The organism is Erythrobacteraceae bacterium WH01K (assembly GCA_027941995.1).
Classification (GTDB): domain Bacteria; phylum Pseudomonadota; class Alphaproteobacteria; order Sphingomonadales; family Sphingomonadaceae; genus CAJXSN01.
In genome coordinates this window covers 596,027-619,598 of the sequence record CP115966.1, presented here as the reverse complement: position 1 = coordinate 619,598, position 23,572 = coordinate 596,027, and the positions used below count along the sequence as shown (strand labels likewise).

Annotated in this window: 27 protein-coding genes; 11 read left to right on the top strand and 16 right to left on the bottom strand. The window is 65.0% G+C overall.

Features of this window, described 5'->3' with window-relative positions:
* The first annotated feature begins 11 nt into the window (after nucleotides 1-11).
* The gene (locus PF049_03165) at nucleotides 12-1,448 is read left to right on the top strand and encodes a glutamate synthase subunit beta (GenBank protein ID WBY17175.1); all 1,437 of its coding nucleotides are present in this window, start codon (nucleotides 12-14) and stop codon (nucleotides 1,446-1,448) included.
* A 3-nt stretch (nucleotides 1,449-1,451) separates the two neighbouring features.
* Here the strand turns inward: PF049_03165 and PF049_03160 are convergent, their stop codons facing one another.
* Nucleotides 1,452-2,135, bottom strand: a complete 684-nt coding sequence (locus tag PF049_03160) for a uracil-DNA glycosylase (protein ID WBY17174.1) — start codon at nucleotides 2,133-2,135, stop codon at nucleotides 1,452-1,454.
* 82 nt (nucleotides 2,136-2,217) lie between these two features.
* On the opposite strand from PF049_03160, the gene PF049_03155 reads away from it, so the two are divergent.
* From PF049_03155 to PF049_03145, 3 genes are read left to right on the top strand one after another with little or no spacing between them, the layout of a single operon-like run.
* On the top strand, nucleotides 2,218-2,841 hold the full coding sequence (locus tag PF049_03155; GenBank protein WBY17173.1) for a ribonuclease D: 624 nt from the start codon (nucleotides 2,218-2,220) through the stop codon (nucleotides 2,839-2,841).
* A gap of 12 nt (nucleotides 2,842-2,853) precedes the next feature.
* Nucleotides 2,854-3,516: an LPS export ABC transporter periplasmic protein LptC gene (locus PF049_03150; GenBank protein ID WBY17172.1), complete on the top strand. Its 663-nt coding sequence runs from the start codon at nucleotides 2,854-2,856 to the stop codon at nucleotides 3,514-3,516.
* Nucleotides 3,513-4,082 carry an LptA/OstA family protein gene (locus PF049_03145; GenBank protein ID WBY17171.1) on the top strand — a complete coding sequence of 190 codons (570 nt, stop codon included), beginning with the start codon at nucleotides 3,513-3,515 and terminating at the stop codon, nucleotides 4,080-4,082. The genes PF049_03150 and PF049_03145 overlap by 4 nt, the downstream gene beginning before the upstream one ends.
* Here the strand turns inward: PF049_03145 and PF049_03140 are convergent.
* Complete coding sequence (locus PF049_03140; GenBank protein WBY17170.1) at nucleotides 4,066-4,857, bottom strand: hypothetical protein; 792 nt, start codon at nucleotides 4,855-4,857, stop codon at nucleotides 4,066-4,068. The two genes, PF049_03145 and PF049_03140, sit on opposite strands and share 17 nt — an antisense overlap.
* 13 nt (nucleotides 4,858-4,870) lie before the next feature.
* Nucleotides 4,871-5,275: a glycosyltransferase family A protein gene (locus PF049_03135; protein ID WBY17169.1), complete on the bottom strand. Its 405-nt coding sequence runs from the start codon at nucleotides 5,273-5,275 to the stop codon at nucleotides 4,871-4,873.
* A gap of 203 nt (nucleotides 5,276-5,478) precedes the next feature.
* On the opposite strand from PF049_03135, the gene PF049_03130 reads away from it, so the two are divergent.
* On the top strand, nucleotides 5,479-5,718 hold the full coding sequence (locus PF049_03130; GenBank protein WBY17168.1) for a hypothetical protein: 240 nt from the start codon (nucleotides 5,479-5,481) through the stop codon (nucleotides 5,716-5,718).
* Here PF049_03130 and PF049_03125 read toward each other — a convergent pair.
* The 5 genes from PF049_03125 to PF049_03105 all read right to left on the bottom strand — a co-directional run bounded on the left by PF049_03125 (nucleotide 5,679) and on the right by PF049_03105 (nucleotide 10,669).
* On the bottom strand, nucleotides 5,679-5,924 hold the full coding sequence (locus tag PF049_03125) for a hypothetical protein (GenBank protein ID WBY17167.1): 246 nt from the start codon (nucleotides 5,922-5,924) through the stop codon (nucleotides 5,679-5,681). The genes PF049_03130 and PF049_03125 overlap by 40 nt on opposite strands.
* A gap of 116 nt (nucleotides 5,925-6,040) precedes the next feature.
* Nucleotides 6,041-7,081: a DNA polymerase III subunit delta gene (locus PF049_03120; protein WBY17166.1), complete on the bottom strand. Its 1,041-nt coding sequence runs from the start codon at nucleotides 7,079-7,081 to the stop codon at nucleotides 6,041-6,043.
* A 24-nt stretch (nucleotides 7,082-7,105) separates the two neighbouring features.
* On the bottom strand, nucleotides 7,106-7,624 hold the full coding sequence (lptE, locus tag PF049_03115) for an LPS assembly lipoprotein LptE (GenBank protein WBY17165.1): 519 nt from the start codon (nucleotides 7,622-7,624) through the stop codon (nucleotides 7,106-7,108).
* Nucleotides 7,624-10,143 carry a leucine--tRNA ligase gene (gene leuS / locus PF049_03110; GenBank protein ID WBY17164.1) on the bottom strand — a complete coding sequence of 840 codons (2,520 nt, stop codon included), beginning with the start codon at nucleotides 10,141-10,143 and terminating at the stop codon, nucleotides 7,624-7,626. The genes lptE and leuS overlap by 1 nt, the downstream gene beginning before the upstream one ends.
* A 61-nt stretch (nucleotides 10,144-10,204) precedes the next feature.
* The gene (locus PF049_03105; GenBank protein ID WBY17972.1) at nucleotides 10,205-10,669 is read right to left on the bottom strand and encodes a DUF3576 domain-containing protein; all 465 of its coding nucleotides are present in this window, start codon (nucleotides 10,667-10,669) and stop codon (nucleotides 10,205-10,207) included.
* A gap of 405 nt (nucleotides 10,670-11,074) precedes the next feature.
* On the opposite strand from PF049_03105, the gene PF049_03100 reads away from it, so the two are divergent.
* Together PF049_03100 and phbB are read left to right on the top strand one after the other, a co-directional pair.
* Nucleotides 11,075-11,830 (top strand): hypothetical protein, encoded by a 756-nt coding sequence (locus tag PF049_03100; protein ID WBY17163.1) that lies wholly within the window; start codon nucleotides 11,075-11,077, stop codon nucleotides 11,828-11,830.
* 154 nt (nucleotides 11,831-11,984) lie between these two features.
* Nucleotides 11,985-12,707 carry an acetoacetyl-CoA reductase gene (phbB, locus tag PF049_03095; GenBank protein WBY17162.1) on the top strand — a complete coding sequence of 241 codons (723 nt, stop codon included), beginning with the start codon at nucleotides 11,985-11,987 and terminating at the stop codon, nucleotides 12,705-12,707.
* A gap of 15 nt (nucleotides 12,708-12,722) precedes the next feature.
* Here the strand turns inward: phbB and PF049_03090 are convergent, their stop codons facing one another.
* Together PF049_03090 and PF049_03085 are read right to left on the bottom strand one after the other, a co-directional pair.
* On the bottom strand, nucleotides 12,723-14,093 hold the full coding sequence (locus PF049_03090; protein WBY17161.1) for a serine hydrolase: 1,371 nt from the start codon (nucleotides 14,091-14,093) through the stop codon (nucleotides 12,723-12,725).
* 11 nt (nucleotides 14,094-14,104) lie between these two features.
* Complete coding sequence (locus tag PF049_03085; GenBank protein WBY17160.1) at nucleotides 14,105-14,848, bottom strand: DUF4019 domain-containing protein; 744 nt, start codon at nucleotides 14,846-14,848, stop codon at nucleotides 14,105-14,107.
* 109 nt (nucleotides 14,849-14,957) lie between these two features.
* Between PF049_03085 and PF049_03080 the strand changes: the two genes are divergently transcribed.
* Nucleotides 14,958-15,197 carry a ribbon-helix-helix domain-containing protein gene (locus tag PF049_03080; protein WBY17159.1) on the top strand — a complete coding sequence of 80 codons (240 nt, stop codon included), beginning with the start codon at nucleotides 14,958-14,960 and terminating at the stop codon, nucleotides 15,195-15,197.
* A gap of 40 nt (nucleotides 15,198-15,237) precedes the next feature.
* On the opposite strand, the gene PF049_03075 is transcribed toward PF049_03080, so the two are convergent.
* Both PF049_03075 and murA read right to left on the bottom strand, forming a co-directional pair.
* The gene (locus tag PF049_03075) at nucleotides 15,238-15,498 is read right to left on the bottom strand and encodes a hypothetical protein (GenBank protein ID WBY17158.1); all 261 of its coding nucleotides are present in this window, start codon (nucleotides 15,496-15,498) and stop codon (nucleotides 15,238-15,240) included.
* Nucleotides 15,499-15,578: 80 nt separating this feature from the next.
* The gene (murA, locus tag PF049_03070; protein ID WBY17157.1) at nucleotides 15,579-16,859 is read right to left on the bottom strand and encodes a UDP-N-acetylglucosamine 1-carboxyvinyltransferase; all 1,281 of its coding nucleotides are present in this window, start codon (nucleotides 16,857-16,859) and stop codon (nucleotides 15,579-15,581) included.
* 120 nt (nucleotides 16,860-16,979) lie between these two features.
* Here murA and galU point away from each other — a divergent pair, with 120 nt between their 5' ends.
* Nucleotides 16,980-17,876, top strand: coding sequence for a UTP--glucose-1-phosphate uridylyltransferase GalU (gene galU, locus PF049_03065; GenBank protein WBY17156.1), 897 nt, complete (start codon nucleotides 16,980-16,982; stop codon nucleotides 17,874-17,876).
* Between the two features lie 6 nt (nucleotides 17,877-17,882).
* Here galU and PF049_03060 read toward each other — a convergent pair whose 3' ends face one another.
* On the bottom strand, nucleotides 17,883-18,512 hold the full coding sequence (locus tag PF049_03060) for a helix-turn-helix domain containing protein (protein WBY17155.1): 630 nt from the start codon (nucleotides 18,510-18,512) through the stop codon (nucleotides 17,883-17,885).
* Between the two features lie 68 nt (nucleotides 18,513-18,580).
* Here PF049_03060 and PF049_03055 point away from each other — a divergent pair, with 68 nt between their 5' ends.
* Together PF049_03055 and PF049_03050 are read left to right on the top strand one after the other, a co-directional pair.
* A complete protein-coding gene (locus PF049_03055) occupies nucleotides 18,581-19,726 on the top strand; it encodes an SRPBCC family protein (GenBank protein WBY17154.1) in 1,146 nt (381 codons plus the stop codon).
* The gene (locus PF049_03050; GenBank protein ID WBY17153.1) at nucleotides 19,723-20,124 is read left to right on the top strand and encodes a PaaI family thioesterase; all 402 of its coding nucleotides are present in this window, start codon (nucleotides 19,723-19,725) and stop codon (nucleotides 20,122-20,124) included. The genes PF049_03055 and PF049_03050 overlap by 4 nt, the downstream gene beginning before the upstream one ends.
* Before the next feature lie 11 nt (nucleotides 20,125-20,135).
* On the opposite strand, the gene PF049_03045 is transcribed toward PF049_03050, so the two are convergent.
* From PF049_03045 to PF049_03035, 3 genes are all read right to left on the bottom strand, one after another.
* The gene (locus PF049_03045; GenBank protein WBY17152.1) at nucleotides 20,136-21,671 is read right to left on the bottom strand and encodes an acyl-CoA synthetase; all 1,536 of its coding nucleotides are present in this window, start codon (nucleotides 21,669-21,671) and stop codon (nucleotides 20,136-20,138) included.
* 281 nt (nucleotides 21,672-21,952) lie between these two features.
* On the bottom strand, nucleotides 21,953-22,636 hold the full coding sequence (locus tag PF049_03040; protein WBY17971.1) for a M23 family metallopeptidase: 684 nt from the start codon (nucleotides 22,634-22,636) through the stop codon (nucleotides 21,953-21,955).
* A 121-nt stretch (nucleotides 22,637-22,757) separates the two neighbouring features.
* Nucleotides 22,758-23,546: a ferritin-like domain-containing protein gene (locus tag PF049_03035; protein WBY17151.1), complete on the bottom strand. Its 789-nt coding sequence runs from the start codon at nucleotides 23,544-23,546 to the stop codon at nucleotides 22,758-22,760.
* Nucleotides 23,547-23,572 lie beyond the last annotated feature (26 nt).

Below are 23,572 nucleotides of genomic sequence, written 5' to 3'. Positions count from 1 at the left end.
GACCTCACATCATGGGCAAGGAAACAGGCTTCCTCGAGATCGAGCGCCGCGAGCGGGACTATATCGCGCCAGAGGAACGGCTGGGCAATTACCGGGAATTCATCAAGACCCCGCCGGACGAGGAATTGCAGGCGCAGGCCGCGCGCTGCATGAATTGCGGCATTCCGTATTGTCACAACGGCTGCCCGGTGAACAATATCATCCCGGACTGGAACCACCTCGTGTACGAGGCGGACTGGAAGAACGCGCTGACCGTCCTCCATTCGACGAACAATTTTCCCGAATTCACGGGCCGCATCTGCCCCGCCCCGTGCGAGGCGGCCTGCACCCTCAACATCACCGACGAGCCGGTGACCATCAAGAGCATCGAAGCGGCCATCATCGATCGCGGCTGGGAAGAAGGCTGGGTCACGCCGCAGGTGCCGGAGAAGAAGACCGGCAAGGCCGTGGCCGTCGTCGGCTCGGGCCCCGCAGGCCTTGCTTGCGCGCAGCAGCTGGCCCGCGCTGGCCATGCTGTCACCGTGTTCGAGAAGAACGACCGGATCGGCGGCTTGCTGCGCTACGGCATTCCAGACTTCAAGATGGAGAAGCATCTGATCAACCGCCGCGCGGTGCAGATGGAAGCCGAAGGGGTCATCTTCAAAACCAGTTCCGAAGTCGGCGTGGAGGTTTCGCTGAAGGCCCTGCGCGAAAATTTCGACGCGATCGTCCTTGCAGGCGGCGCGGAAGAGGCGCGCGCGCTCGACATACCGGGTTCGGAGAAGGCCGGGGTGCGCCTCGCCATGGAATTCCTGACCCAGCAGAACAAGCGCAATGCCGGCGATGACGAAGTGCGCGCCGCCCCGCGCGGAACGCTGACGGCAGAGGGTAAGGATGTCATCGTGATCGGCGGCGGCGATACCGGCTCCGACTGCGTGGGTACGTCGAACCGGCAGGGCGCGAAAAGCGTCACCCAGCTGGAAATCATGCCCCAGCCGCCGGAGAAGGAAGACAAGGCGATGACCTGGCCGAACTGGCCGGTGAAGATGCGCACGTCGTCCAGCCACGAGGAAGGCGCCAACCGCGATTGGGGTGTCCTGACCAAGCGTGTCGTCGGCGACGGCGAGACGGTGACCGGCCTCGAATGCGTTCGCATCGAATGGGAAGGCGGCTCTTTCAAGGAAGTTCCGGGCAGCGAGTTTACCCTGCCTGCGGATCTCATCCTGCTGGCCATGGGTTTCACCGGACCGCAGAAACGCGGCCTTCTCGACCGTGTAGAAGTGGAACTGGACCAGCGCGGCAATGTCGCCGCCAATACGGAAGACTACGCCACCAGCGAGGCCGGCATCTTCGCCTGCGGCGACATGCGCCGGGGCCAGAGCCTGGTCGTATGGGCGATCCGCGAAGGACGCCAGGCCGCGCGCGCCGTGGACGAGGCATTGATGGGTGCAACGTCGCTGCCGCGCTGATTGCTAAAGCGCACTCCAGTCGATGATCCCGCGCCCTTGCGCCTTTAAGAAGGCATTGGCGCGGCTGAAAGGGCGCGAGCCGAAAAATCCGCGCCGCGCCGAAAGCGGGCTGGGATGCGGGGACTGGATCACGAGATGGTGCGGGGCGGACAGGGCCGGGATATCGCGCAGCTTCTTCTGCGCATGCGCGCCCCATAGCAGGAATACGGTCGGCGCCGCGCGCTGTGCCACGGCCGTGATCGCGGCATCGGTAATGGTTTCCCAGCCGCGCCCCGCATGGCTGCCCGCCTTCGCCTCCTCCACCGTCAGGCTGGTATTGAGGAGCAACACGCCTTCCCGTGCCCAGTGTTCCAGATTGCCGTGGGGAGGCGGTGCGATCCCCAGATCCTCGTGCAATTCCTTGTAGATATTGCGCAGCGACGGCGGCACTTTCACGCCATCCGGCACGCTGAAGGCGAGGCCGTGGGCCTGCCCCGGCCCGTGATAGGGATCCTGCCCCAGGATTACCGCCCGCACTTCCTCCAAGGGAGTCAGCTCCAAGGCGCGCAGCCGGCTGCCGCGCGGGGGATGAACGGCCTTCCCCCCCGCTTCCTCTGCTCGCAGCCATTCGCCCAGCCGCCGTGCCTCGTCGCTCGCCAACGCGGGGGCGAGGGCTGCGCGCCAGCTATCGGGTATGGCCTCGGTCATAATCCGGCACGCTAGTCCCCTTGCCCGCAACGCGCCATGCACCCTTTCCCTCAATCCCCGATGGGCCTAGGAGCGCTTGTCTATGGCTGTACATTTTCACGAAGAAGACCTTCCCGCAGGCGTCCTGCAGGGCGACGCCCCGCTCGCTGTCGATACGGAGACCATGGGTCTCGTCACCCGGCGCGACCGCCTGTGCATCGTCCAGATCAGCGACGGCGGCCCGGACGAACATCTCGTGCGCTTCAATCCCGGCAGTTCCTACGATGCGCCCAACCTGAAGGCGCTCCTTGCCGACCGTTCGCGGGTAAAGCTGTACCATTTCGCCCGGTTCGACCTGGCGGCGATCGAGCATTACCTTGGCGTCGATGCCTCGCCCGTCTTCTGCACCAAGATCGCGAGCAAGCTGGTGCGTACCTTCACCGATCGCCACGGCTTGAAGAACCTGGTCGAGGACCTCCTGGGCGAAAGCATTTCCAAGCAGCAGCAGTCGAGCGACTGGGGCGGCCCGGTCATCAACGATGCGCAGCGCGATTACGCCGCCAGCGACGTGCGTTTCCTTCACCGGATGAAGGACGAACTGGAAACCCGCCTCGAACGCGAAGGTCGCACCGAAATCGCGCAGGCCGCTTTCGATTTCCTGCCCACCCGCGCCCGGCTGGACCTGATGGGCTGGGAGAACAAGGACCTGTTCAGCCACGAAGGCTGATAGCACCCCCGCATGAGCGAACGCATCGACAGCCAGGAATCCAAGGCGCTGCGGCGCGGGCGAAGACGATTCGCCGCGCCGGGCGGATTCCATGACCGGCTGGTGCGGCTGCTCGCAGTGGCCCTGCCCATGGGCGTCGGTGTCCTGGCCGCGTTGATGATCGTCATTCCGCTGGCCCCGCGGGGCGAAGTCAGCTTCCTGCTGGACCGGGACAAGGTTGCCGTGATCGACGAAAGGCTGCGGGTCGACAACGCGATGTATCGCGGCTCCGACAATCGCGGACGCCCCTTCTCGCTCACCGCGGACGAGGCGGTCCAGCAATCGAGCGAGGAGGGCATTTTGCGCCTCGACATGCTGGTGGCCCGGCTCCTGCTGCCGGAAGGCCCGGCCAGCCTGCGGGCGGAAGGCGGCGAATACATGATCCGCGACGATCTGGTCGACGTGAACGGAACCCTGCAGCTGGCAGCGGCCGACGGTTATCGGCTCGCCGCACGCGGCGTATCCATCGATCTTGGCGAACGGCAGCTGGTCGGCAGCGGAGGGGTCGAGGGGGAAATTCCTGCCGGCACCTTTTCCGCCGATGCCCTGCGCGTCGACCTGCCCGAAAGAACCGTGACCTTGACCGGCAATGCGCGCCTGCGCATGGAGCCGGGCGCACTGAGGAGCATGCAATGAGCCATCAAGGCAAGCAACTGGCAGGAACGGCCATCCGTTCGGCTGCATTCGGCTTTGCCGCGACCCTCGTGCTCGCCGCGGGAATACAGCTCAATGCGCAGGCGATCGCCAGCCATAATTCCAATGCCCCTGTCAGCTATGCCGCCGACCGGCTGGAGCTGCAGGACCGCCAGAACCGCGTCGTCCTGGCCGGGAATGTCGTCATCAGCCAGGCCGCGCTGACCCTGCGCGCAGGGCGGACCGTCGTGAATTATTCGGACGCGGGCAGCCTGTCCATCCAGCGCATCACGGCGACCGGCGGCGTGACGGTCACGCGTGGCAACGAGCGCGCCTCGGGCGAGGTCGCGGTGTACGACTTCAATCGCCGGATCATCACGATGGCCGGCAATGTCCGCCTGAACCGCGGCGGAGACACGCTCAATGGCGGCCGCCTGACGATCGACTTGCAGAGCGGCATTTCCAGCGTCGATGGCAGTGCTTCGGGCTCCAGTCCGGTCACGGGTGAACCGTCGGTATCGACCGGCGGCAATGGCCGGGTATCGGGCACGTTCAACGTTCCGGACTGATGGTTCCGCCGTTCAGGCGTGCCGGACGGCCTTTACCGCGACGATGACGGGATAGGGGGGGATCGACCGGGTCGAGCCAGCCTTCCCCGATATCTTCCTGCGCGATGCCTTGCAGGAAGCAGGTCGCGGCAAAGGCGTTGCCGAACACCTGAACCTCCAACGCGCCTTCCCCGAAGACATCGCAGAACAATCGCTCCGCCGCCATGCCGGTGAGCGACCAGTACCAGTCGTGATTCGCCTCCGGCATGACCGGACTGATGCCGGGCACGGTAGCCAGCATGGTCCCGCCGGGGACGAGGCTGTCATGCAGCCGCTTCACCGCCGGCGGCATGTCGTAGAACAGGTGCAGGGTCTGCGTAACCCCGGCGCAGTCGAAAGCGGCCGCCGGCAGGGTGCCGGGCGCCAGCAAGTCGCCCGCTATGGTCGGGTTCTCGGCCGGGTCGACGGAGATCGTATCCTGCCGCCCGATACCGCTCCCGAAACGCGCGCTGTAGGCATCGCTGCCTATCTCGAGCACCCGGCCCCCGATCGCTTCCCCGTGTTCGCCGAGGAAGCGTTCGATATAGAGCCTGTCCACCGGCGTGCCGCGGGCAAAACCGAAATCGGCGCTGACCGGGGCTATCCGGCCAAGATCGCCCATGTCGATGGCGCCCACCGGAGGATCGAGGGGCCGCCGGTTGATCCGCCGTAGCCAGTCGGCAGCGCGCTGCGGCAGCAGGCGGACCGCCAGCGCCCTCGGCGCCGCGGGCGGGGTGAGGCGCGGTGCAATGCACATCAGGCGTGTTCGGTCACTCCATGCATGACGCGCAGGAATATCGGGCCGGTCGCTCCATGCAAGCTCGCTGATTGCCGCTCTCCATCCCGCCACGCCCGGTGCGCAAGGCTTCGGGATAGAGAATGTCGTCGGCGTCGAGGAACACGGCCGCATCGGTCTCGATCTCGGCAAGCCCGCGGTTGCGCGCAGCCGCCAGTCCGCGGTTCTCTGTCCGGACCAGCCGGACGAAGTCATAATCGCGGGACACCTTCTCGGGCGCGTCGTGCGAACCGTCGTCGATCACCACGACTTCTGCCGGCGACAGGGTCTGCGCGGCAATGCTGCCGAGCGCATCGGACAGGAAGCGCGCGTGATTATACGCGGTGACGACGATGGCCACCGTCATCTCGGCATCATTGGTCGGGCTGTGTGTCCCCATGGGGATGGCTCTGTCTGGAAGATTGCCGGAATTCGGCGCGATATGTGGTTTTTATCGTAAACCTCGCATGGTGGCGACCTTGCGCCTATGAAGGCGTGCGATTGCCGGTAATCTCTCGATCATGACAGGCCGAACGGCGCTGGGCAGGCTGACCAGGGCCCGGGGCGTGGCCGCTGGTCCTGCTCCTGGGCCTCGCGGTCAGCTTGCTGGAAGGCGTGGGCATCGGCCTCATCATACCGGTTGCGGCCCTGTTGCTGGCGCTGGAGGAGGCAGGCACCCTGCCCGAGCCGTTCGGTTCGCTCGTCGCCATGACCGGCCTTTTCCCGGGTAGCGCAGGCAGATCCTCCGCGGTCACCGTGCTGGGCGCAGCGATCCTGCTCGCCGTGGTCCTGAAAACCGTTCTTCAGGCTGCGAATGCCCTTCTGATCGCCCGCATCGAATAAACCCGATTGTAGAGCGCGATTGTCAGGAACAGGGGTAAGGTCAGTTCCCCCTGCATCATGGCCGCCGGGGCAGCAAATCGCCCCTCTCTCACGACACCGGAAACAGCGAAAGCTGCAATCAGGATAGCGACGTCGAGCAGTATGAAGACGAGATAGGCGCGCAGACGCCGTTTTTCGGGATCGTCTGCCAGCGGCAGGGTCGACACGCGTGCACCGTACCGATCCGGACTGCCTGGATGCTGTCCCGCCGCTGGCTTTTCGCCAGGCTGCCTGCTTTTCACCATTTGAAAACCGCCGGTCCGCTCCCGATGCGGCACCAGGATTACGACCTGCCCCGACCGCGCGCCCCTACGCGCGCGATCTGCGTCAATTCGTGGCGTAGCAGTGTTCCCGCCTGCTGACTATTGGAAAGCATTTTGCGGTGAAGGGCAGTCAGGCGCGCGACGAGCCGGTCGAGATTGGCCCCCCGCCAGGTCGTCAGCTGCTCTTCTATATCCCGCGCTTCCTTGAAGAAGATGCGCCGCGCCTGCTTCTCCGACGCGACGAAGCCCGACACGTCGTTGCTGCGCCCCAGCCGCGCCGCAAGCTGCGAAAGCTGCGCGACGCGCCGCTCTATCGCGAGAAGGACGGTGACGGGGTTGGTTCCGGTCGCTTCCATACGCGCGATTTCTGCAGGCAGCGCCGCGGGGCGGCCCGATAGCGCGACGTTGACGATCGGCATGAACCCGTCCTCTTCCGTCTTCGCGCCGATGTCGTCCCATACATCGCGGGTCACGGCGGCCGGCCGGTCCTGCGCGCTGTCGAGATAGACGGACAGTTTCTCGATCTCTGCTGCGGCAAGCCGCTGGTCGAGGCCCGAGGCACGGGCGATGCGCTCCGCCATGTCGCCTTCCAGCCGCAGCCCGGCCCGGTCGGCCAGATCGCGCACGGTCCCGGTCATGGAGCGAAGGTCGGGCGGATAGAACATCGCGACCAGCGAATCGTCGCGGTTCGCGAGCAGCTTTGCCGTGCGCGACTTGTCGGTGGCGGATGTCGCGACGATCAGCACCGGGCAGGCGTCGCCTTCCCCCTCCAGGTGGATTTTCAGCGCATCATGCGCTTCCTCGCCCGTGGCGCGGACATAGATGTGGCGGCTGTCGCCGAACAGCGAACTGGAGCGCGCCTCGTCCGACAGCAGGACCGGGTCGCGCTTGATGTCGGCACCGGCCAGTTCGATCCGCTCGCCGGGATCAGGGAGCAGGGAATGGATCTGAGCCGCCGCCGCGCTGGAACCCGCCTCGTCCGGTCCGCAGAAAAAGAATGTCCGGCACTGCGCAGCGGCACTGCGGGCCTTGCCGGGAAAGGCCGACTGGTTGACCTTCATGGCCGGGCCTTGCTCATGCCGGCCTCATTCGCCGCCCGCCTCCCCGGCAGCGCGGCCCATCAGGGCCAGGCGGGTCACGACGCGGTCGGCCACTTCCCCCGCCAGCCGCTCGAGCGCGGTCTGTTCGGCGGCGATGACGGCATACTCGCTCGACACCACGTCGATGCCGACATCGGACCCGGCCGTCGCGTCCAGCACGATGGTATCGGTCGCCGTATCCACGAGCTGGTAGCGCGCGCGAAGGGTGCGCCTTTCGCGCCCGATCGTATCGTCGCCCAGCAGGCCGAAGCCTTCCAGTTCGTCATCCAGCCGGACGTCGAGCCGGTAGCGCGCCGCGCCGGTCCCGGCTTCGCCCGCGGACAGGCGATCGCGCAGTTCGTTCGCCACCAGCCACCCGGCGCGGCCCGGGATCGGTGCGACGTCGACACTTCCGAGGACCTGCCCGGCCGCACCCTGCGGTCCGCCTGCGTAAAGCGGTTGCAGGCTGCAAGCGGGCAGCATGGAGAGTGCGACAAGGGCGGAAAGGAGCGGAGCGCTTCGCATCAGGTAACGATATTCACCAGCCGGTCGGGAACGACAATGACCTTTCGTATCTCGGCCCCGTCGATCGAACGCTGCACGTTCTCGGACGCCAGCGCGAGCGCCTCCATCTCGTCCTTCGGCAGGCCCTTGGCGACGGTCAGCGTGTCGCGCAGCTTGCCCTTGTGCTGGACAGCGATGGTGACCTCGTCCTCGACCAGCATGGCTTCGTCGACCTCGGGCCATGCAGCCTCGGAAGCAAGCCCCTCGTCGCCGATCACCGTCCAGCCTTCTTCGGCCAGATGCGGCATCATCGGCGCGGTCAGTAGCAACAGCGCGCGGATCGCCTCGCTGCGCGTGGCGCTTGCATCGGCTTTCTCGATGGCGCTCGCCAGTTCGTAGATACGGGCCACCGCCTTGTTGAAGGACAGCGCCTCGATATCCTCGGCCACTGCGGCCACCGCCTGGTGCATCTTGCGTCCCAGCGCCTTGTCATCGCCGGTCGCACCGGCGTCGTACTGGCCGAACAGCCGCCATGCGCGCTGGACGAAGCGCCAGCAGCCCTCGATCCCGCTTTCCGACCAGGGCAGGTCGCGTTCGGGCGGACTGTCGCTGAGCATGAACCAGCGCACCGCATCTGCGCCATAACGGGCGACGATCGTGTCCGGGTCGATGACGTTCTTCTTCGACTTGGACATCTTGATGACGCGGCCCGCGGTCACCGGCGCGCCGTCTTCCACGCGGATCCAGTCGCTGCCATCCTTGCGGACCTCGTCCGGCGACAGGTAGCTGCCATCGCCCAGCTGGTACGTCTCGTGCGTGACCATGCCTTGCGTGAACAGGCTGGAGAAAGGCTCCCGGAAGTCGATCAGCCCGATATGCGCCAGCGCGCGGGTCCAGAACCGGGCGTAGAGCAGGTGGAGGATCGCATGCTCGATCCCGCCGATATATTGCTCCACCGGGAGCCATTTGGCGGCTTCCTCGCGGTCGAACGGCTTGTCGTCGGGCTGGCTGGCGAAACGCAGGAAATACCAGCTGGAATCGACGAACGTGTCGAGCGTATCGGTCTCCCGCTCCGCCGCGCCGCCGCAGTTGGGGCAGGTCGTCTGCTTCCAGGTGGGATGGCGGACCAGCGGGTTGCCGGGCGTCTCGAAATCCACGTCCTCGGGCAGTTCGACCGGCAGGCTTTCCTTCGCCACCGGCACGACGCCGCATGTGTCGCAGTGGACGAAGGGGATCGGCGTGCCCCAGTACCGCTGGCGCGATACGCCCCAGTCGCGCAGGCGCCAGACGGTCTTGCCTTCGCCCCAGCCGGCGTTTTGTGCGCGGGCAATGACGTCGGCCTTTGCAGCCTCCACGTCCATACCGTCGAGGAAGTCGGAATTGACGATAATCCCGTCGCCGGCCTCCGCCTCGTCGCCCATCGGCGCATCGGCCTGCGACGGTTCGGAGGCGACGACGCGGATGACCGGCAGGTCGTATTTGCGCGCGAACTCGATATCGCGCTGGTCATGGCCCGGCACGCCCATGACGGCCCCGGTGCCGTATTCCATCAGCACGAAATTGGCGATGAAGACAGGCAACGGCTTGCCGGTGAAGGGATGCTTCGCCGTGATTCCGGTATCAAAACCCAGCTTCTCGGCCGTTTCCAGATCGGCAGCCGTGGTCCCGCCGCGCTTGCACAGCGCGATGAAGTCGGCCGCATCTTCTTTGGTCGCGGCCGCGGCCTGCGCGATATGATGATCGGGGGCGACAGCCACGAAGCTGGCCCCGAAAATCGTGTCGGGCCGCGTCGAATAGACCTCGCATTTCTCGCCGTTCGACAAGTCGAAGGCGAATTGCAGGCCCTGGCTTTTGCCGATCCAGTTTTCCTGCATCAGCCGGACCTTGTCGGGCCAGTTTTCCAGGCCATCCAGCCCGTCGAGCAGCTCGTCGGCGAAGTCGGTGATCTTGAGAAACCACTGGTCGAGCTTGCGCTTCTCGACCTCCGCGCCAGATCGCCAGCCCTTGCCGTCGATCACCTGTTCGTTGGCCAGCACCGTCTGGTCGACCGGGTCCCAGTTGACCGTCGCCTGCTTGCGATAGACCAGGCCCGCTTCATACAAGTCGATGAAGAGCGCCTGCTCGTGGCCGTAATAGTCGGGCTCGCACGTGGCGAGTTCGCGGCTCCAGTCCAGCGCGAAGCCCAGCCGTTTCAGCTGGGCGCGCATGTTGGCGATGTTGTCGCGCGTCCAGCCACCGGGATGCACGCCCTTTTCCATCGCGGCATTTTCCGCCGGCATCCCGAAGGCGTCCCAACCCATCGGATGCAGGACCTCGTGCCCGGTCATCCGCTTGTAGCGGGCCAGTACGTCGCCCATCGTGTAATTGCGGACATGGCCGATATGGATGCGCCCGCTGGGATAGGGGAACATCTCCAGCACGAAGCTCTTCGGCTTGTCGCTGGCGGAATCGGCTTCGAAAATGCGCGCCTCGTCCCAGGCGGCTTGCCAGCGTGCGTCTGCCTGTCCCGGATCGAAGCGGGAAGGAGCGGCGTCGGTCATGGATTTGCTCCGGTAGGGGCGTTCGTGTGTCGGGGCAGCGGCGTGCGCGTGCAGCGAAGGGTCAGCCGACGGCCTGGCGGCGCAGTTCGCGGGCCTTGGTCAGGATGATGTCTTCCAGCTTCTGCACGGTGGCGGCCTGGACGGGCGCATCGACCCAAGTTCCGGCCTGCGCGACCTGCCGGCTGGCGGCGACCCGCAGGGCGTCGGCCCGCAGGTCCTGGTCGAGGATGGAAACCGTCAGCTTCACCCGCTCGCCCGCGTTGCTGGGATTGGTGTACCAGTCGGTCACGATGACCCCGCCCGCGCTGTCGGCCTGCAGCAGCGGCGCGAAGCTCACAGTTTCGAGGCTGGCGCGCCAGAGATAGGAATTGACACCGATCGTGCTGATCTGCGCTGCGGCGAGGTCCGCCTCGGGACGGTCGTTACCGCCGGCACACGCTGCGAGACCCGCCAGCGAGGCGCCGATCACAGCGGCCTTGAATGCGCGCGCAGCGCCCGTCTTTGCGGTGAGGTTGGCAATCGTCATGGCGGATATGGTGTCCCGGTCTTGTCGGTGAATCATGGATTAGGTGTCCTATAGCCCTGCCCTACAGTTTTGCCATCCCTCGCGGCAAGCCCGTCGCCCCGGCCTTGCGGAGGAGGGCCGTTCCGCGCGTGGGATCCGTCAGCAGTGCAAGAGGGACCCATCCTGTGCCTGCCGCGTTTACGGCAACTGAATGGACGCGGCACGATGATTGCTCGCACAGGTCTGCCTGCTGTGGGCTTGGTGTCACACTTCGCGTCCAAGTTTCGTTCAGCTTGTGGAAAAACTGGCGTTCATAGGAGTGGCGTCGTAGTTTTCTTGTCAGCGGCGAGTCGGCCAAGTGCCCGGCAAGTCCAGAGAAACAGAAGATTTCGTCCGGTACCACCGGTGACAGGGGATCAGAGGATCATGATGCGCAGTGCATTTCGGCAGGCAATCGAGCGGGGCATCGCTCCGCTTGCCGTCGGTGCTGCCATCGTCGCGGTCCCGACGGCCGGCCTCGCGCTGGCGACGGTCGACCTGACACCTGCCGAACGTGTGGAACCCGCGCTGCCCTTCACCCCGGCAAGCGTCGATCCCGTCCTCGCAGAGCGGGTGGCAAACCGCTACGCCGCTGCGCGCAAGGCCATCCGTTTCACGCCGGCGGGCCGGGCCCAGGCCGAAGATCGCACGATCACCGTCGCCGTCCGTGTCGACGAGAGCGAGGCGCGCGCCATTTCGGTTCGCTCCGCCGTCGCGTCGGCGCAGGCGCAGCCGGGCCGCCGCACGGTCCAGGACATTGCACCGTCGCGTTTCGACCTTGGCATTTCGCGCGGCTACCAGAGCTTCGCCAAGCCTGCGACGAAGCTTTCGCCCGGCGTGGCCCGTGTCGAAATGCCCGACCTTGCCGAGTTCAAGCCGAAAGAAGGCAGCGCAGCCGACAAGCCGAGCCGGTTCCAGCCGCGTCTCTCGCTGGACAAGGACCAGCCCGTGGGCCGCGCCCCGCGCACGCTTGAATCGCAGGGCGAACAATCCGTCGAACTGGGCGGCAGCTTCCGCGTATCGCGCAATCTCGACCTGACGGCCGGCGTCCGCCTGTCGCAGGAACGCGATCGCCTCGCTCCGCTGACCGACGGGCTGGAAGACGACCAGTCGGTCTATGTCGGAACGCAGCTTCGGTTCTGACAGGCCGCGCCGTGGCGGCGCATGGGCGCCTCCATCCCTTTCAAAATACGTATGAACGATCCTGCTTCCCGCGGGATTTTCTTTGCCGCGAACCGCGCCTGACGTTACGTCAAGCGTGGGAGAGACCGAAGCAAGAGCGGCGAGGGATATCTGTATGGGAAAAGTTGCAATCGTCACGGGCGGCACGCGGGGCATCGGACGCGCTATCTGCGAGAGCCTGCGCGACGATGGGTTCACCGTGGTCGCCAATTACGGCGGCAATGGTGAGGCCGCCAGGGCCTTCACCGACGAAACCGGAATTGCAGCCTACAAATGGGACGTCGGCGATCATCATGCCGCACAGGCAGGCTGCGAACGGGTGGCCGATGAAGTCGGCCCGGTCGACATCGTGGTCAACAATGCCGGCATTACACGCGATGGCACGCTGATGCGCATGAGCTATGACGACTGGCATGACGTCATGCGGATCAATCTCGGCGGCTGTTTCAACATGGCGAAAGCGTGCTTCCCCGGCATGAAGGAGCGCGGCTGGGGCCGGATCGTCAATATCGGATCGATCAACGGGCAGGCCGGCCAGTACGGGCAGGTCAATTACGCCGCAGCCAAATCGGGCATTCACGGCTTTACCAAGGCGCTGGCGCAGGAAGGTGCGCGGTTCAACGTGACGGTGAACGCGATCGCGCCCGGCTATATCGACACGGACATGGTCGCCGCCGTGCCCGAGAACGTGCTGGAAAAGATCGTCGCCAAGATCCCGGTGGGTCGCCTCGGCCAGGCGGAGGAAATCGCGCGCGGCGTCAGCTTCCTGTGCAGCGAGGACGCCGGCTTCGTCACCGGCTCGACGATGAGCATCAATGGCGGACAGCACATGTATTGACGCTTTGGCCGCGACCTATTCGGTCAGGCCGAAGAGCTTCAGGTACCAGGCGAAGATCAGTCGGTCGCACGCCATGTCGCGTGCGGCGAGGCAGACGAAAGTTGCGCCTGTGCCCGGGTAGGTCTGCGCGGCGACGCTCATCCCGTAGGAGCCGCCGCCGTGGCCCCATTGCCGTTCGTCATCCTGTCCTTCGCCCTGCGCGACGAAGCCGAGGCCGTACCATGGCGTCTCGCCCGGCGTCGTCGCCAGTTCGAGCGTTTCCGGCGTCAGCAGCCTGCCGTCCTTCAGCGCCGCGAAGAAGCGCAGCATGTCGTTGGCGCTGGCGACCCCGCCGCCATGCGCCGACCCTCGCCATGGCAGCACGTCGGTGTTCGGCATTGCCACCGGCTCGGCCTCGAAGAAGGTGGTCAGGCCGACCGGGATGCCGTCCAGGTGATCGCGGTCGGGATAGCCGGCATTCGACATGCCCGCCGGGCCAAACACATGCGCCTGCACGTAATCCGGGTAGCTTTTCCCTGTCACCCGCTCAATCACAGCGCCGAGCAGGATGAAGCCGTAATTCGAATAGTCCGATTTCGACCCCGGCTCGAAATCGGGTGCGCGGTGTCCGTTAAGTTCGAGATAGTCGTCGATCGTGCGGACCTTCGCGCGATTCTCGACATCCTCGCGGCGCAGCACGCCGTCCTCCCCGGCCCCGGCACGGTGGTTGAGCAAATTGCGGATCGTCGCGGCGGCCATCGCCTCGTCCGGATAATCTGGCAGGTAGCGCGAGAGCGGCGCCTCGAGCTCGACCCTGCCGGCCTCGACCAGTTGCAGGATCGCAACGGCGGTGAACATCTTGCCCGCAGAGGCGAGGACCATGGGCATGTCAGGCCCGATCGGCGCCGGATCGGCGGCGCTCACCGTGCCGCGGCTCACCTCCAGCCGTCTGCCATCGTCGGTCAGGACGACCAGCGACCCGGCGAATTCGTCGCGCTCCGCCAGCCGCTCGGCGACGCCGGTGATGTAGGCATCGAGCCGCGCCCCCGACATGGCGAAGGGTTCGAGCGAGAAATTTTCCAGCGTGCCATCCTCAGCCACCGCAAACGACACGCGCTGCAAGGCCGGAAAGCAACGCTCCGCCAGCAAAGCCGATAGCCGCGAACTCTCCTGCTCCTCGATCCGCACGAGGTCGAACCCACAAGTCTCGGTCCGCAGGTTTCGCGCCGTCAGCGCATCGGGATCGTCCAGCCGACGCGCGTAGAAGGCCCTGATCGCCGCATCGTCGCCGGCGTTGAACGCATCGAGCCATTCGGACAGTACGTCGCCCGGAGCGGAGGCAGTCGGCTGCGCACTAGCCGCAATTGGCATCGCCCCTAATGCCAGAGCGGCGAAAAGCTGCTTCATCGCCATTGCCCCTACTCGGTGAAGATCCCGGCGACTTTCCATGCGCCGTCCTCGCGCACCATCGAGACCGTTTCGACCGCGGGCTCTGCGCGGTCGGCGAAGCGGGTATCGAAGGTGACGATGCGATAGCCCTGCGGGGTGGGTGGCATTTCGACGCCCCTCAATTTGCGCGAGACGACCGCACCGAGTGGCGCGCGTACCTGCTGCGACACCGTGCTCCACATCTCGAGCGTGTTCGCCTGGTGGAAGGGATCGCTCGTCGCGTCGTAGCTCGCCCTCCAGTCGCCTGCATCGATATGCTCGACGAACCGGCGCGCGGCGGCTTCGGCTTGCGCTTCCGGCGCTTCCTGCGTTTCGATAATGGCCGTTTCGGCGGTATCGGTTTGCTGCGGCAAAGCGACAATGGTGAGGGCGGCAAGGAGTATGGTCATAACGATAGCTCCGATCGCGAGACGGGCGGGAAAGCGTCCGGCCCTTGCATCGGCAGGCTTTGCCGCGGCCTCGCGTTCCGGCGCACTCCCCAATTGCCTGTGCCCGAAAAATTGGGGGGCACCGCTCTCTGCCTCCAGCAGCAGCCGTGCCGCCTCCTTGCTGCTCGTCACCTCCATCTTGCGCCGCGCACCGCGCAGATATTCGTTGACCGTGTGGACCGACAGACCCAGCTCGCGCGCCATCGACTTCGCATCGTGGCCGTGCAGGATCAGACGCAGCACGTCCTTCTCCCGCTCGCTCAGCGCATCGTACTTTTGCGACATTCGCGCGATCCGTCCGCCCTTTCGACGGGTAGGGCTAGCCGTGGCCACGCATTCGGACCACCCCGAAAAATTCGTGGGAGACCGACGGCGCAGCCTGTACAGAGCGGCTATGCCCTCACCCTATCACCCGCCGGTCAAACGCTCGGTCGAGATCGCCGGGCACAAGACTTCGGTCAGTCTGGAACCACTGTTCTGGGATCTCGTGCGCGCATCAGCGCAGCGGGAGGATGTCCCGCTCAACGCGTTGATAGCGCGCATCGATGCGGAACGCCTCGAAGCGGAGGCGCCGACCGGTCTTGCCGGCGCCATCCGCCTGTGGGTCACAGCCGACCTCGCAGGCCGGCCGTGACAGGTGTCGCTAATTCAATTCGGGGCGTGGCCCGCGTAGCTCAGTAGTTGGCGGGCGGATCGCTGGCCGGAAACGTCTCGTCCAGTTCCTCGTCCGTCTTGGTCCATTTCCTCTTCGGCTTGTCGCCCATCGCGCCGGGACCAGCATCGCGGTGCTGCCCATCGGGTTGGCCATCGGCGAAAGCGACGCCGTTTTCGTCGAGCTTGGTATTTTTCTTGCCGTTCTTGTCACTCTTGTCGGTCATAGCCTTGTATCCCAGATAGCCGAGCGCTCCGAGAATAGCGGTTCTGAGCAGTGCCATAGTTCATCTCCTGTGCGCCGTGATTGTCTATGGCTTTCCAACGGACAAGGGGCGGGAAGGGTCCGCAAAAAAGACGTGCGTCAGTCGTCCACCCGCTCGATATCCGCGCCGACCAGCTGCAGCTTCTCTTCCAGCCGCTCGTAGCCGCGGTCGAGATGGTAGATGCGCCGGACCTGTGTTTCGCCCTCGGCGGCCAGGGCGGCGATGATCAGGCTCATCGAGGCACGAAGATCGGTCGCCATGACCTCTGCGCCGGTCAGGTCCACCGGACCCTTCACGATGGCCGTGCGTCCTTCGGTCTCTATATCCGCGCCCATGCGCGCCAGTTCGGGCACGTGCATGTAGCGGTTCTCGAAAATCGTTTCCTTCAGCACGCTGGTGCCTTCCGCCTTGCAGAGCAGGCTCATCAGCTGCGCCTGCATGTCGGTGGCAAGGCCCGGGAACGGCGCGGTGGAAAGGTTCGTCGCCTTCAGCGGTCCGTTCGCCGCAATGCGGATGCCGTTCTTTTCCTCCGTCACCTCCACGCCGATATTGCGCAGCGCGTGACTGGTCGACTGCATGTCTCTGGCATCGGCGCCTTCCAGGAAGACCTCGCCGCCGGTAATCGCCGCAGCGCAGGCGTAGGACCCCGCCTCGATCCGGTCCGGCATCACCTTGTAGGTGGCGCCGTTCAGTTTCCTTACCCCGTGAATGGTCAGGTCCGACGTGCCGATGCCCTCGATCTCGGCACTCATTGCGACCAGCAGGTTGCAAAGGTCGACGATCTCCGGCTCGCGCGCGGCGTTGAAGAAACGGCTGGTGCCCTTGGCCAGCACTGCGGCCATGACGGCATTCTCCGTCGCGCCGACGGACACGACGGGGAAATCGAACTCCCCGCCCGGCAGCCCGCCATCGGGAGCGGTCGCCTTCACATACCCTTGCGCCAGTTCGATCTCGCCGCCGATCGCTTCCAGGGCTTTCAGGTGGAGGTCGATCGGGCGGTTGCCGATGGCGCAGCCGCCGGGCAGCGATACTTTCGCCTCGCCCATGCGGGCCAGCATCGGGCCGAGCACCAGGATCGATGCGCGCATTTTCCTGACGAGGTCGTAGGGCGCGACGGTGCTGGTGATGTGGTTCGCCTCGAACGTGACGACACGCCCGAAATCCTCGGGACGCTTCCCCCTGATCCCGGTCGCGATGCCGAACTGCGTCATCAGGTGCTGGAACCCGTCGATATCCGCGAGCCTCGGCAGGTTGCGCAGCGTCAGCGGCTCTTCCGTCAGCAGGGCGCAGGGTATCAGCGTCAGCGCCGCATTCTTTGCGCCGGAAATGGGAATCGTGCCCGAGAGGCGATTGCCCCCGCGAATAATCAGTTTGTCCATGCAACAGCCCCTAGCCCGTTTCGTGCGCCGCGCAAATCGCGGAACCGCGCACCCTCGTCACACAAACGCAATGACAGCGCCGCAATTGCGTTCCGGACCCGCGCAGCCTAGCAAAAGACCATGACCCAGGACAAAACCACGCACAAACCCGTCAAGAAAGCCGTCTTCCCCGTGGCAGGGCTGGGCACGCGGTTCCTGCCCGCGACCAAGGCGATCCCGAAGGAAATGCTGCCCATCGTCGACCGTCCGCTGATCCAGTATGCGGTGGACGAGGCACGCGAGGCCGGGATCGAGCAGATGATCTTCGTGACCGGTCGCGGCAAGACCGCCATCGTCGAGCATTTCGATGTCGCCTACGAACTGGAAGACACGATGGGCGAGCGGGGCAAGGATCTCGGCGTCCTGGACTCCAGCCGCTTCGTCCCGGGCGACATCATCACCGTGCGCCAGCAGGTGCCGATGGGCCTCGGCCATGCGATCTGGTGCGCGCGCGCCATCGTGGGCGACGAACCCTTCGCCATTTTCCTGCCGGACGAGCTGATGGTCGCGCACAAGGGCAGCACCGGCTGCATGAAACAGATGGTCGAGGCCTATGACCGCACGGGCGGCAATTTGATCAGCGTACTGGAAGTGCCCGAGAACGAGGTTTCCAGCTACGGCGTGATCGATCCCGGCGCCGTGGACGGATCGCTGACACAGGTGAAGGGGCTGGTCGAGAAACCCGCCGTGGCCGATGCGCCGTCGAACAAGATCATCTCGGGCCGCTACATCCTGCAGCCGGAAGTGATGCGCGTCCTGGAAGACCAGGAGAAAGGCGCAGGCGGCGAAATCCAGCTGACCGACGCGATGGCGAAGATGATCGGCGACCAGCCGTTCCACGCCGTCACCTTCGAAGGACGCCGCTTCGATTGCGGCAGCAAGACCGGCTTCGTCGAAGCGACCCTCGCCCTCGCCCTCGAGCGCGAGGACATGGGCAGCGACGTGCGCGCGGTCATGGAGCGCCTGCTACAGCGCTGAAGCGGTCTATCCGCGTGGCGGTCCGGCGCTGATCTGCGCCAGCATCGTACTGCGAAGCGTGCGGGTCGTTTCCTGCCACATGGCTGTGCTGCCCTCATCCCCGTAGATCGCGCGCAGGGTAGGGCCTGCAATGACGGTGTATTCGACAGCACCGAGCCAGCGAAAAAGAGCCGCCCGCCGCACTGCAAGCTTCGTATCGCGCCAGTTTTCGCAGCGCCCAAGCTGTGTTTCCAGCTCGCCCAGGAACGGAGCGAGATACCACGTGGTGGCGTCGCCAGCCCGCCGTGCATTGTCGAGCAGTTCGCGCACGAGCAGGCGGCTGCGCTCTGTAGTCGCCTCGTCGCCTGGCTGCAGGCGGACGAAGATCTCTGCCAGGCATTCCGCTCCCCCGCCACGCTCAGCGACCGTTTTCGTCAACAGACTGTCCAGCTCCCGCGAAACCGATTGCAGGACTTCACCGTACAGCCGCTCCTTGCTGCCGAAATGATGCAGCAGCGCCTGCTTGCTCATGCCCAGTGCAGCCGCGACCTGCGCAATGCTGACGCCGTAAAATCCTCTTTCCGAAAACATTGTGCGCGCGGCGACCAGCATGCGGTCGCGCGTCGACAGGTCGGCGTATTGTGCAGGGAAATCCATGCAACCGGCTTGACACTTACCGACCGGTAAGTCAATTGCTGCACTTACCGCTTGGTAAGGAGCCCATCATGCAGCATGCCCTGGAACTCGAACTGATCGAGGAGCTTCGCGAACTGAAGGCGGCGAAAAGCGCGTATCTGAACACGGATGTCACGACGAGCGCGGTCGCCAGATACCAGTCGCCGCTACAGTTCGCTGCCGAGAAAGACGCTGTGTTCGCCCGGTTTCCGCATGCACCGCTGCATGCCGGGGAACTGGACGGACCGGGGACATTCCGCCGGTGCGACGTGAATGGACTTCCCGTGCTGGTGACACGCGACAGGGCCGGCAAGGTGCGGGCATTCCTGAACGTCTGCCGGCATAGGGGAGCTCGGCTGGTCGAGGAAGAGTCTGGCTGCAAACACCGGTTTACCTGTCCCTATCACGCGTGGACTTACGATAGCGCGGGCCCTCTTGTCGGGGCGCCGCATTTCGACAGCGGTTTCGCAGGCGTATTGGACAAAGACGGCATTGCGCTCAAATCGCTACCCGCTTGCGAAGCGTTCGGTCTCATCTGGGTCGTGCCGGATCCTGGTGGCACCTTCGACTTCTCCAGCTATTTCGCTCCCTTGGCGCAGGAATTGGAAGCGCTCGGCATGGCCGACATGGCGATTGTCGCGCAGGACCGGATCGAAGTAGCGGCCAATTGGAAAATCATCGTCGAAGGAGGGATCGAGGCCTATCATTTCAAGGTCGCTCACCGGGCGACCATAGGTCCCTTCTTCGAAGACAATTTGTCGAGTTACCGGACATTCGGACCGCATATGCGCTCCATCCTGCCACGCACGAGCATGGCTGCACTGGATGATGCGGAGCGCGGGGAATGGAAGCTGCGCGACCACGCCAATGTTCTCTACACGCTATTCCCCCTCACCCAGTTGCTGGTGCAGCAGGACCATGTCGTGTGCATTTCAAGCATCCCGGCCGGGCCGGAGACGACCGAATTGCGGCTCTGCACCATCGCGTCCCGCCATTGCGGCAAGGGCGAGGAATACTGGTCCCGCAACCATGCCATCACCATGGATACGCTGAGGGAGGATTTCGCCATCGGCGAAGGCATACAGGCAGGCCTTTCCTCAGGCGCGAACGACGAATTGTTCTTCGGCCGGTTCGAAGGGGCGCTCGGCGCTTTCAACCGCTCGGTCGACCAACTCGTCGCGGAGCACGCACGATGAGCGATCCGCGATTCGACCCGCCGGATGGCGGTCTGGTCCCCCACATGGGCCTACGACTGGCAGGAGAAGGCGACGGCTGGCTGGAGGCCGAAATGGCCATCGGGCAGCATCACCTTCGCTCGGGCGCGGCAGCGCTCCATGCGGCGAGCGTCGTGGCCCTGGCGGACAGCGCATGCGGCTTCGCGGCCGGAAATGCGCTTCCGGAAGGTGCGCGCGGCTACACGACGATCGAACTGAAGAGCAATTTCCTGTCCACCGCAAAGGACGGAACGCTGCTTGCGAGGGCGGAGGCCGTCCATCTCGGCACCACGACGCAGGTCTGGGATGCCACAGTCACCCACCGCGAAAGTGGCAGAAAAATCGCCGTCTTTCGCTGCACGCAGATGATCCTTCGTTAGAAAACCGGCGCTTATCCCGTCTGCGCCCTTCTCTCGAATTCGTCGCGCAGTTCCCGCTTGTAGAGCTTGCCGTTGGCTTCGCGCGGGAGGTCGGGGCGGAACTCGAAGATTTTCGGCATCTTGATCCGGGCGATCTGCGGCGCGAGATAAGCCCGCAATTCCGCCTCCAGCGCGCCCTTGTCGCAGCCGGGATCGACAGGCTGGACCACGGCGACCACCTTTTCGCCCATATCGTCGCACGGTGCACCGATGACGCCGGCATCCATCACACTGTCATGCGCGATCAAGAGGTTCTCGATCTCCTGCGGGTAGATGTTTACCCCGCCGGAGATGATCATGTGGCTTTTCCGGTCGGTCAGGAACAGCCAGCCCTCCTCGTTCACATGACCGATATCGCCCAGCGTCATCCAGCCCTTCGGATGCATCGCCTCGGCGGTCTTCTCCGCGTCGTTGTGATAGGTCGGGATCTTGTCGTTCTCGAAATAGAGGACGCCGTCCTGGCCGGGCCGCAACTCCTCCCCATCGGGACCGCAGACATGCAATATGCCGTGGAGAGCGCGGCCCACCGTGCCGGGGTTCTGCAGCCAGTCCTCGCTCTTCACCAGCGTCATGCCGATACCTTCGGACCCGGCGTAATATTCGACGAGGATAGGCCCCCACCAGTCGATCATCGCCTGCTTGATCGGGACCGGGACCGGCGCTGCGGCATGGATGGCGCGCTGGTGCGAAGACAGGTCGTATGTCTGCCGGACGCTATCCTCCAGGCGAAGGAAGCGCACGAAATGCGTTGGCACCCACTGGCTGTCCGTGACTTTGTATTTCTCGATCAGCGCCAGCGCGTTTTCGGGATCGAACTTCTCCATGATCACGATGGTCCCGCCAAGGCGGTGGACCGTGGTGCACCAGCCCATCGGCGCTGCGTGATAGAGCGGCGCGGGGCTCAGATAGACCATACTGCCGTCGGCCGGCATGCCGACGCCCATGACGGCGAGGCCGACCAGCGGATTGACCGCCTGCACGTCCGGATCGTCCGGCGGCGCGGGCATGATGCCCTTGGGCCTGCCGGTCGTGCCCGAGCTGTACAGCATTACGACGCCTGCGGACTGGTCTTGGATCGGCGTGACGGGCTGCCGCGCCAGCGCGTCCTGCAGGTCCTCTGCGTCCCCGCTGCCCAGCACCAGCACCTCGCAATCGGGACAGGCCTCGCGGATGGCGGGCAGGCGGTCGGCGAAGGCGGGGGTCGTCAGCAGCAGCTTCGCCGCTGCATCCTGCATGATGTAGGAAATCTCGGGCGCAGCGAGCCGCGTGGAAATCGGCACCGTCATGGTGCCCGCGCGCTGCGATCCCCAGACCAGTTGCAGGAACAGCGCGTTGTTTTCCATCAGGAGCGCGAAGCTGTGACCGGCCTCCAGCCCCCGGCTCCTGAGCAGATGGACGAAGCGGTTCGCGGCGGCGTCCATCTCTCCATAGGTGACGGTTTCACCGCTGCCCCCCATGATGATAGCGGGGTGGTCAGGGCGTGCCTGCGCATGTGTTATCGGGTGCATGTTCACTCTCCTGCCAATCAGTTCTAATCGGCAACCCATATCGGGCAAGAGAAAACGCGGGCGGTGGCCCGGCATCAGGCCGCCGCAAAACGGCCAGCATCAAAAAAGGCGACGAACCGGCACATGACCCGTTCGCCGCCCATTCAAGGGTTTCCTGGTGGCAGGTACCCTCTTCCGCTTCCAGCGGAACTGTAACCGGTGATGCTGCTATCCTGCCCGAGGCAGGAACTCAGGCCCGAAAAGCGGTCGAACCTGCGCCAAGCGCGGGCGTCGGCCGCAAATTATTGACCGCCCTGGCCGCCCTTGCCGGTTGCGAGAGCGAAGGCCTGCTGCGCTTCGCTTTCGACCATGTAGGGCATGGGGTTCACGGCCACGCCATCGATCCGCACTTCATAGTGCAGGTGCGGGCCGGTGGAGCGACCCGTCGAACCGACATATCCGATGAGCTGACCCTTCGTCACACGCTCGCCAGCGGAGACTTCGATGCCCGACAGGTGGGCGAAGCGCGTTTCCATCGAGCCGCCATGGTCGATCTTGATGAACTTGCCATAGCTGGAGAACCAGTTGGCGCGTTCCACCAGGCCGTCTGCCGTGGCGTAGACCGGCGTGCCGGTCGGCGCGGCAAGGTCGATGCCGTTATGCTTCCGGCGGCCACCCACGACGGGGTGGGTGCGCATTCCGTAGCTGCTGGTCAGCCGCGAATTGTCGAGCGGCATGCGCGAGGGTACCGAAACGGAAACAGCCGGAGGCGGAGCCGTCGGCGAACCCGCATCGCGGGACTTCCACTGCGCGAAAAGGTTGGCGAATTGCTGGTCGCCCTGCCCCAGGGGGGAGGCGACATCGTCCGCGGCTTCGTCGATTTCGACAGCAGCAGCGCTGGAAGAATTCGCCATGGCCGGTGCGGAAATGCCGAGACCCAGAGCCCCGCACACGGCGAAAACTTTAGAAACGATCTTGCGATCCATCATAAAACGACCCGTCCCTCTTTTAAGCCCCAGCAGCGTTCTTCGCCGTCTTATCGGGGCCCCGATCCTGCCCCGGGAACCTTCCCGGCGCTTGTTGATTATGAGTTATGTCGGGAAAGATTTACGACGCAATAGCGGCATAGAAGTCCCGCGACAGACCGGCTGCGAGACGCGCCGAGTCGTTGAACGGTGCCTGAATCCGGCCCGCGAAGTTCGCCCTGACCAATTCCTGCCACAAAAGATTCGGCGCAATTCCGCGGCTTTCGGCCTGCCGGATGAAATGCTTCGTCCCGAATCCGACATGGGCGATTTCGTCGTCAAGAATGCGCGACAGGATGCGTGCGCCGTTGTCGTCGCCCTGCGCGCGAACGCGTTCCAGCGTGGCAGGCGTCACGTCGAGGCCCCGCGCCTCCAGCACCATCGGCACCACGGCGAGCCGCGCCGCCACATCGTGCGCCGTGTCCTGCGCCGCCTGCCACAGCCCGTCATGCACCGGCAGCGCGCCGTAATACGAACCGAGCGACCGCAGCTTTCTCTGCAGTAGCGCGAAATGCATCGCCTCGTCCGCCGCGACGCTAAGGAAATCGTCGGCAAAATCGCGGCCGGCCTCTTCCCCGAACCGCCCGACGATATCAAGCGCGAGGTCGATCGCGACGAATTCGATATGGGCAAGTGCGTGCCACAAAGCGAGCCGCGCCTTGCCACCACCCTTCCCGCGCCGGGGCATTTGCGAGGGCGCACGAAAATCGAGATCCGCCGGCCAGGCGGGCCTGTCGGGCATGGCCACATCGAAACGCCACTCGAGCGAGCCGCGCCGCCAGCGCCGCACGAGATCGCGGGTGGCAAAGCACTTCGCACGCGGGTCCGCCGTCAGCAGGGCGGCACGGATGGCGGCTGCGATCGTGGTCATCGATTGAGGCGTGCCAGTTCGCGGGC

Coding starts and splice junctions, on each gene's coding strand:
- PF049_03135 (WBY17169.1), bottom strand. CDS start 5,275: ATGGGGACACACAGCCCGACCAATGATGCCGAGATGACGGTGGCCATC.
- PF049_03105 (WBY17972.1), bottom strand. CDS start 10,669: ATGACGATTGCCAACCTCACCGCAAAGACGGGCGCTGCGCGCGCATTC.
- PF049_03050 (WBY17153.1), top strand. CDS start 19,723: ATGAGCGATCCGCGATTCGACCCGCCGGATGGCGGTCTGGTCCCCCAC.
- PF049_03140 (WBY17170.1), bottom strand. CDS start 4,857: ATGTGCATTGCACCGCGCCTCACCCCGCCCGCGGCGCCGAGGGCGCTG.
- galU (WBY17156.1), top strand. CDS start 16,980: ATGACCCAGGACAAAACCACGCACAAACCCGTCAAGAAAGCCGTCTTC.
- lptE (WBY17165.1), bottom strand. CDS start 7,624: ATGCGAAGCGCTCCGCTCCTTTCCGCCCTTGTCGCACTCTCCATGCTG.
- PF049_03165 (WBY17175.1), top strand. CDS start 12: ATGGGCAAGGAAACAGGCTTCCTCGAGATCGAGCGCCGCGAGCGGGAC.
- PF049_03055 (WBY17154.1), top strand. CDS start 18,581: ATGCAGCATGCCCTGGAACTCGAACTGATCGAGGAGCTTCGCGAACTG.
- PF049_03045 (WBY17152.1), bottom strand. CDS start 21,671: ATGCACCCGATAACACATGCGCAGGCACGCCCTGACCACCCCGCTATC.
- PF049_03080 (WBY17159.1), top strand. CDS start 14,958: ATGCCCTCACCCTATCACCCGCCGGTCAAACGCTCGGTCGAGATCGCC.
- leuS (WBY17164.1), bottom strand. CDS start 10,143: ATGACCGACGCCGCTCCTTCCCGCTTCGATCCGGGACAGGCAGACGCA.
- PF049_03035 (WBY17151.1), bottom strand. CDS start 23,546: ATGACCACGATCGCAGCCGCCATCCGTGCCGCCCTGCTGACGGCGGAC.
- PF049_03090 (WBY17161.1), bottom strand. CDS start 14,093: ATGAAGCAGCTTTTCGCCGCTCTGGCATTAGGGGCGATGCCAATTGCG.
- PF049_03145 (WBY17171.1), top strand. CDS start 3,513: ATGAGCCATCAAGGCAAGCAACTGGCAGGAACGGCCATCCGTTCGGCT.
- PF049_03120 (WBY17166.1), bottom strand. CDS start 7,081: ATGAAGGTCAACCAGTCGGCCTTTCCCGGCAAGGCCCGCAGTGCCGCT.
- PF049_03040 (WBY17971.1), bottom strand. CDS start 22,636: ATGGATCGCAAGATCGTTTCTAAAGTTTTCGCCGTGTGCGGGGCTCTG.
- PF049_03150 (WBY17172.1), top strand. CDS start 2,854: ATGAGCGAACGCATCGACAGCCAGGAATCCAAGGCGCTGCGGCGCGGG.
- PF049_03085 (WBY17160.1), bottom strand. CDS start 14,848: ATGTCGCAAAAGTACGATGCGCTGAGCGAGCGGGAGAAGGACGTGCTG.
- PF049_03075 (WBY17158.1), bottom strand. CDS start 15,498: ATGGCACTGCTCAGAACCGCTATTCTCGGAGCGCTCGGCTATCTGGGA.
- PF049_03060 (WBY17155.1), bottom strand. CDS start 18,512: ATGGATTTCCCTGCACAATACGCCGACCTGTCGACGCGCGACCGCATG.
- PF049_03100 (WBY17163.1), top strand. CDS start 11,075: ATGATGCGCAGTGCATTTCGGCAGGCAATCGAGCGGGGCATCGCTCCG.
- PF049_03160 (WBY17174.1), bottom strand. CDS start 2,135: ATGACCGAGGCCATACCCGATAGCTGGCGCGCAGCCCTCGCCCCCGCG.
- phbB (WBY17162.1), top strand. CDS start 11,985: ATGGGAAAAGTTGCAATCGTCACGGGCGGCACGCGGGGCATCGGACGC.
- murA (WBY17157.1), bottom strand. CDS start 16,859: ATGGACAAACTGATTATTCGCGGGGGCAATCGCCTCTCGGGCACGATT.
- PF049_03155 (WBY17173.1), top strand. CDS start 2,218: ATGGCTGTACATTTTCACGAAGAAGACCTTCCCGCAGGCGTCCTGCAG.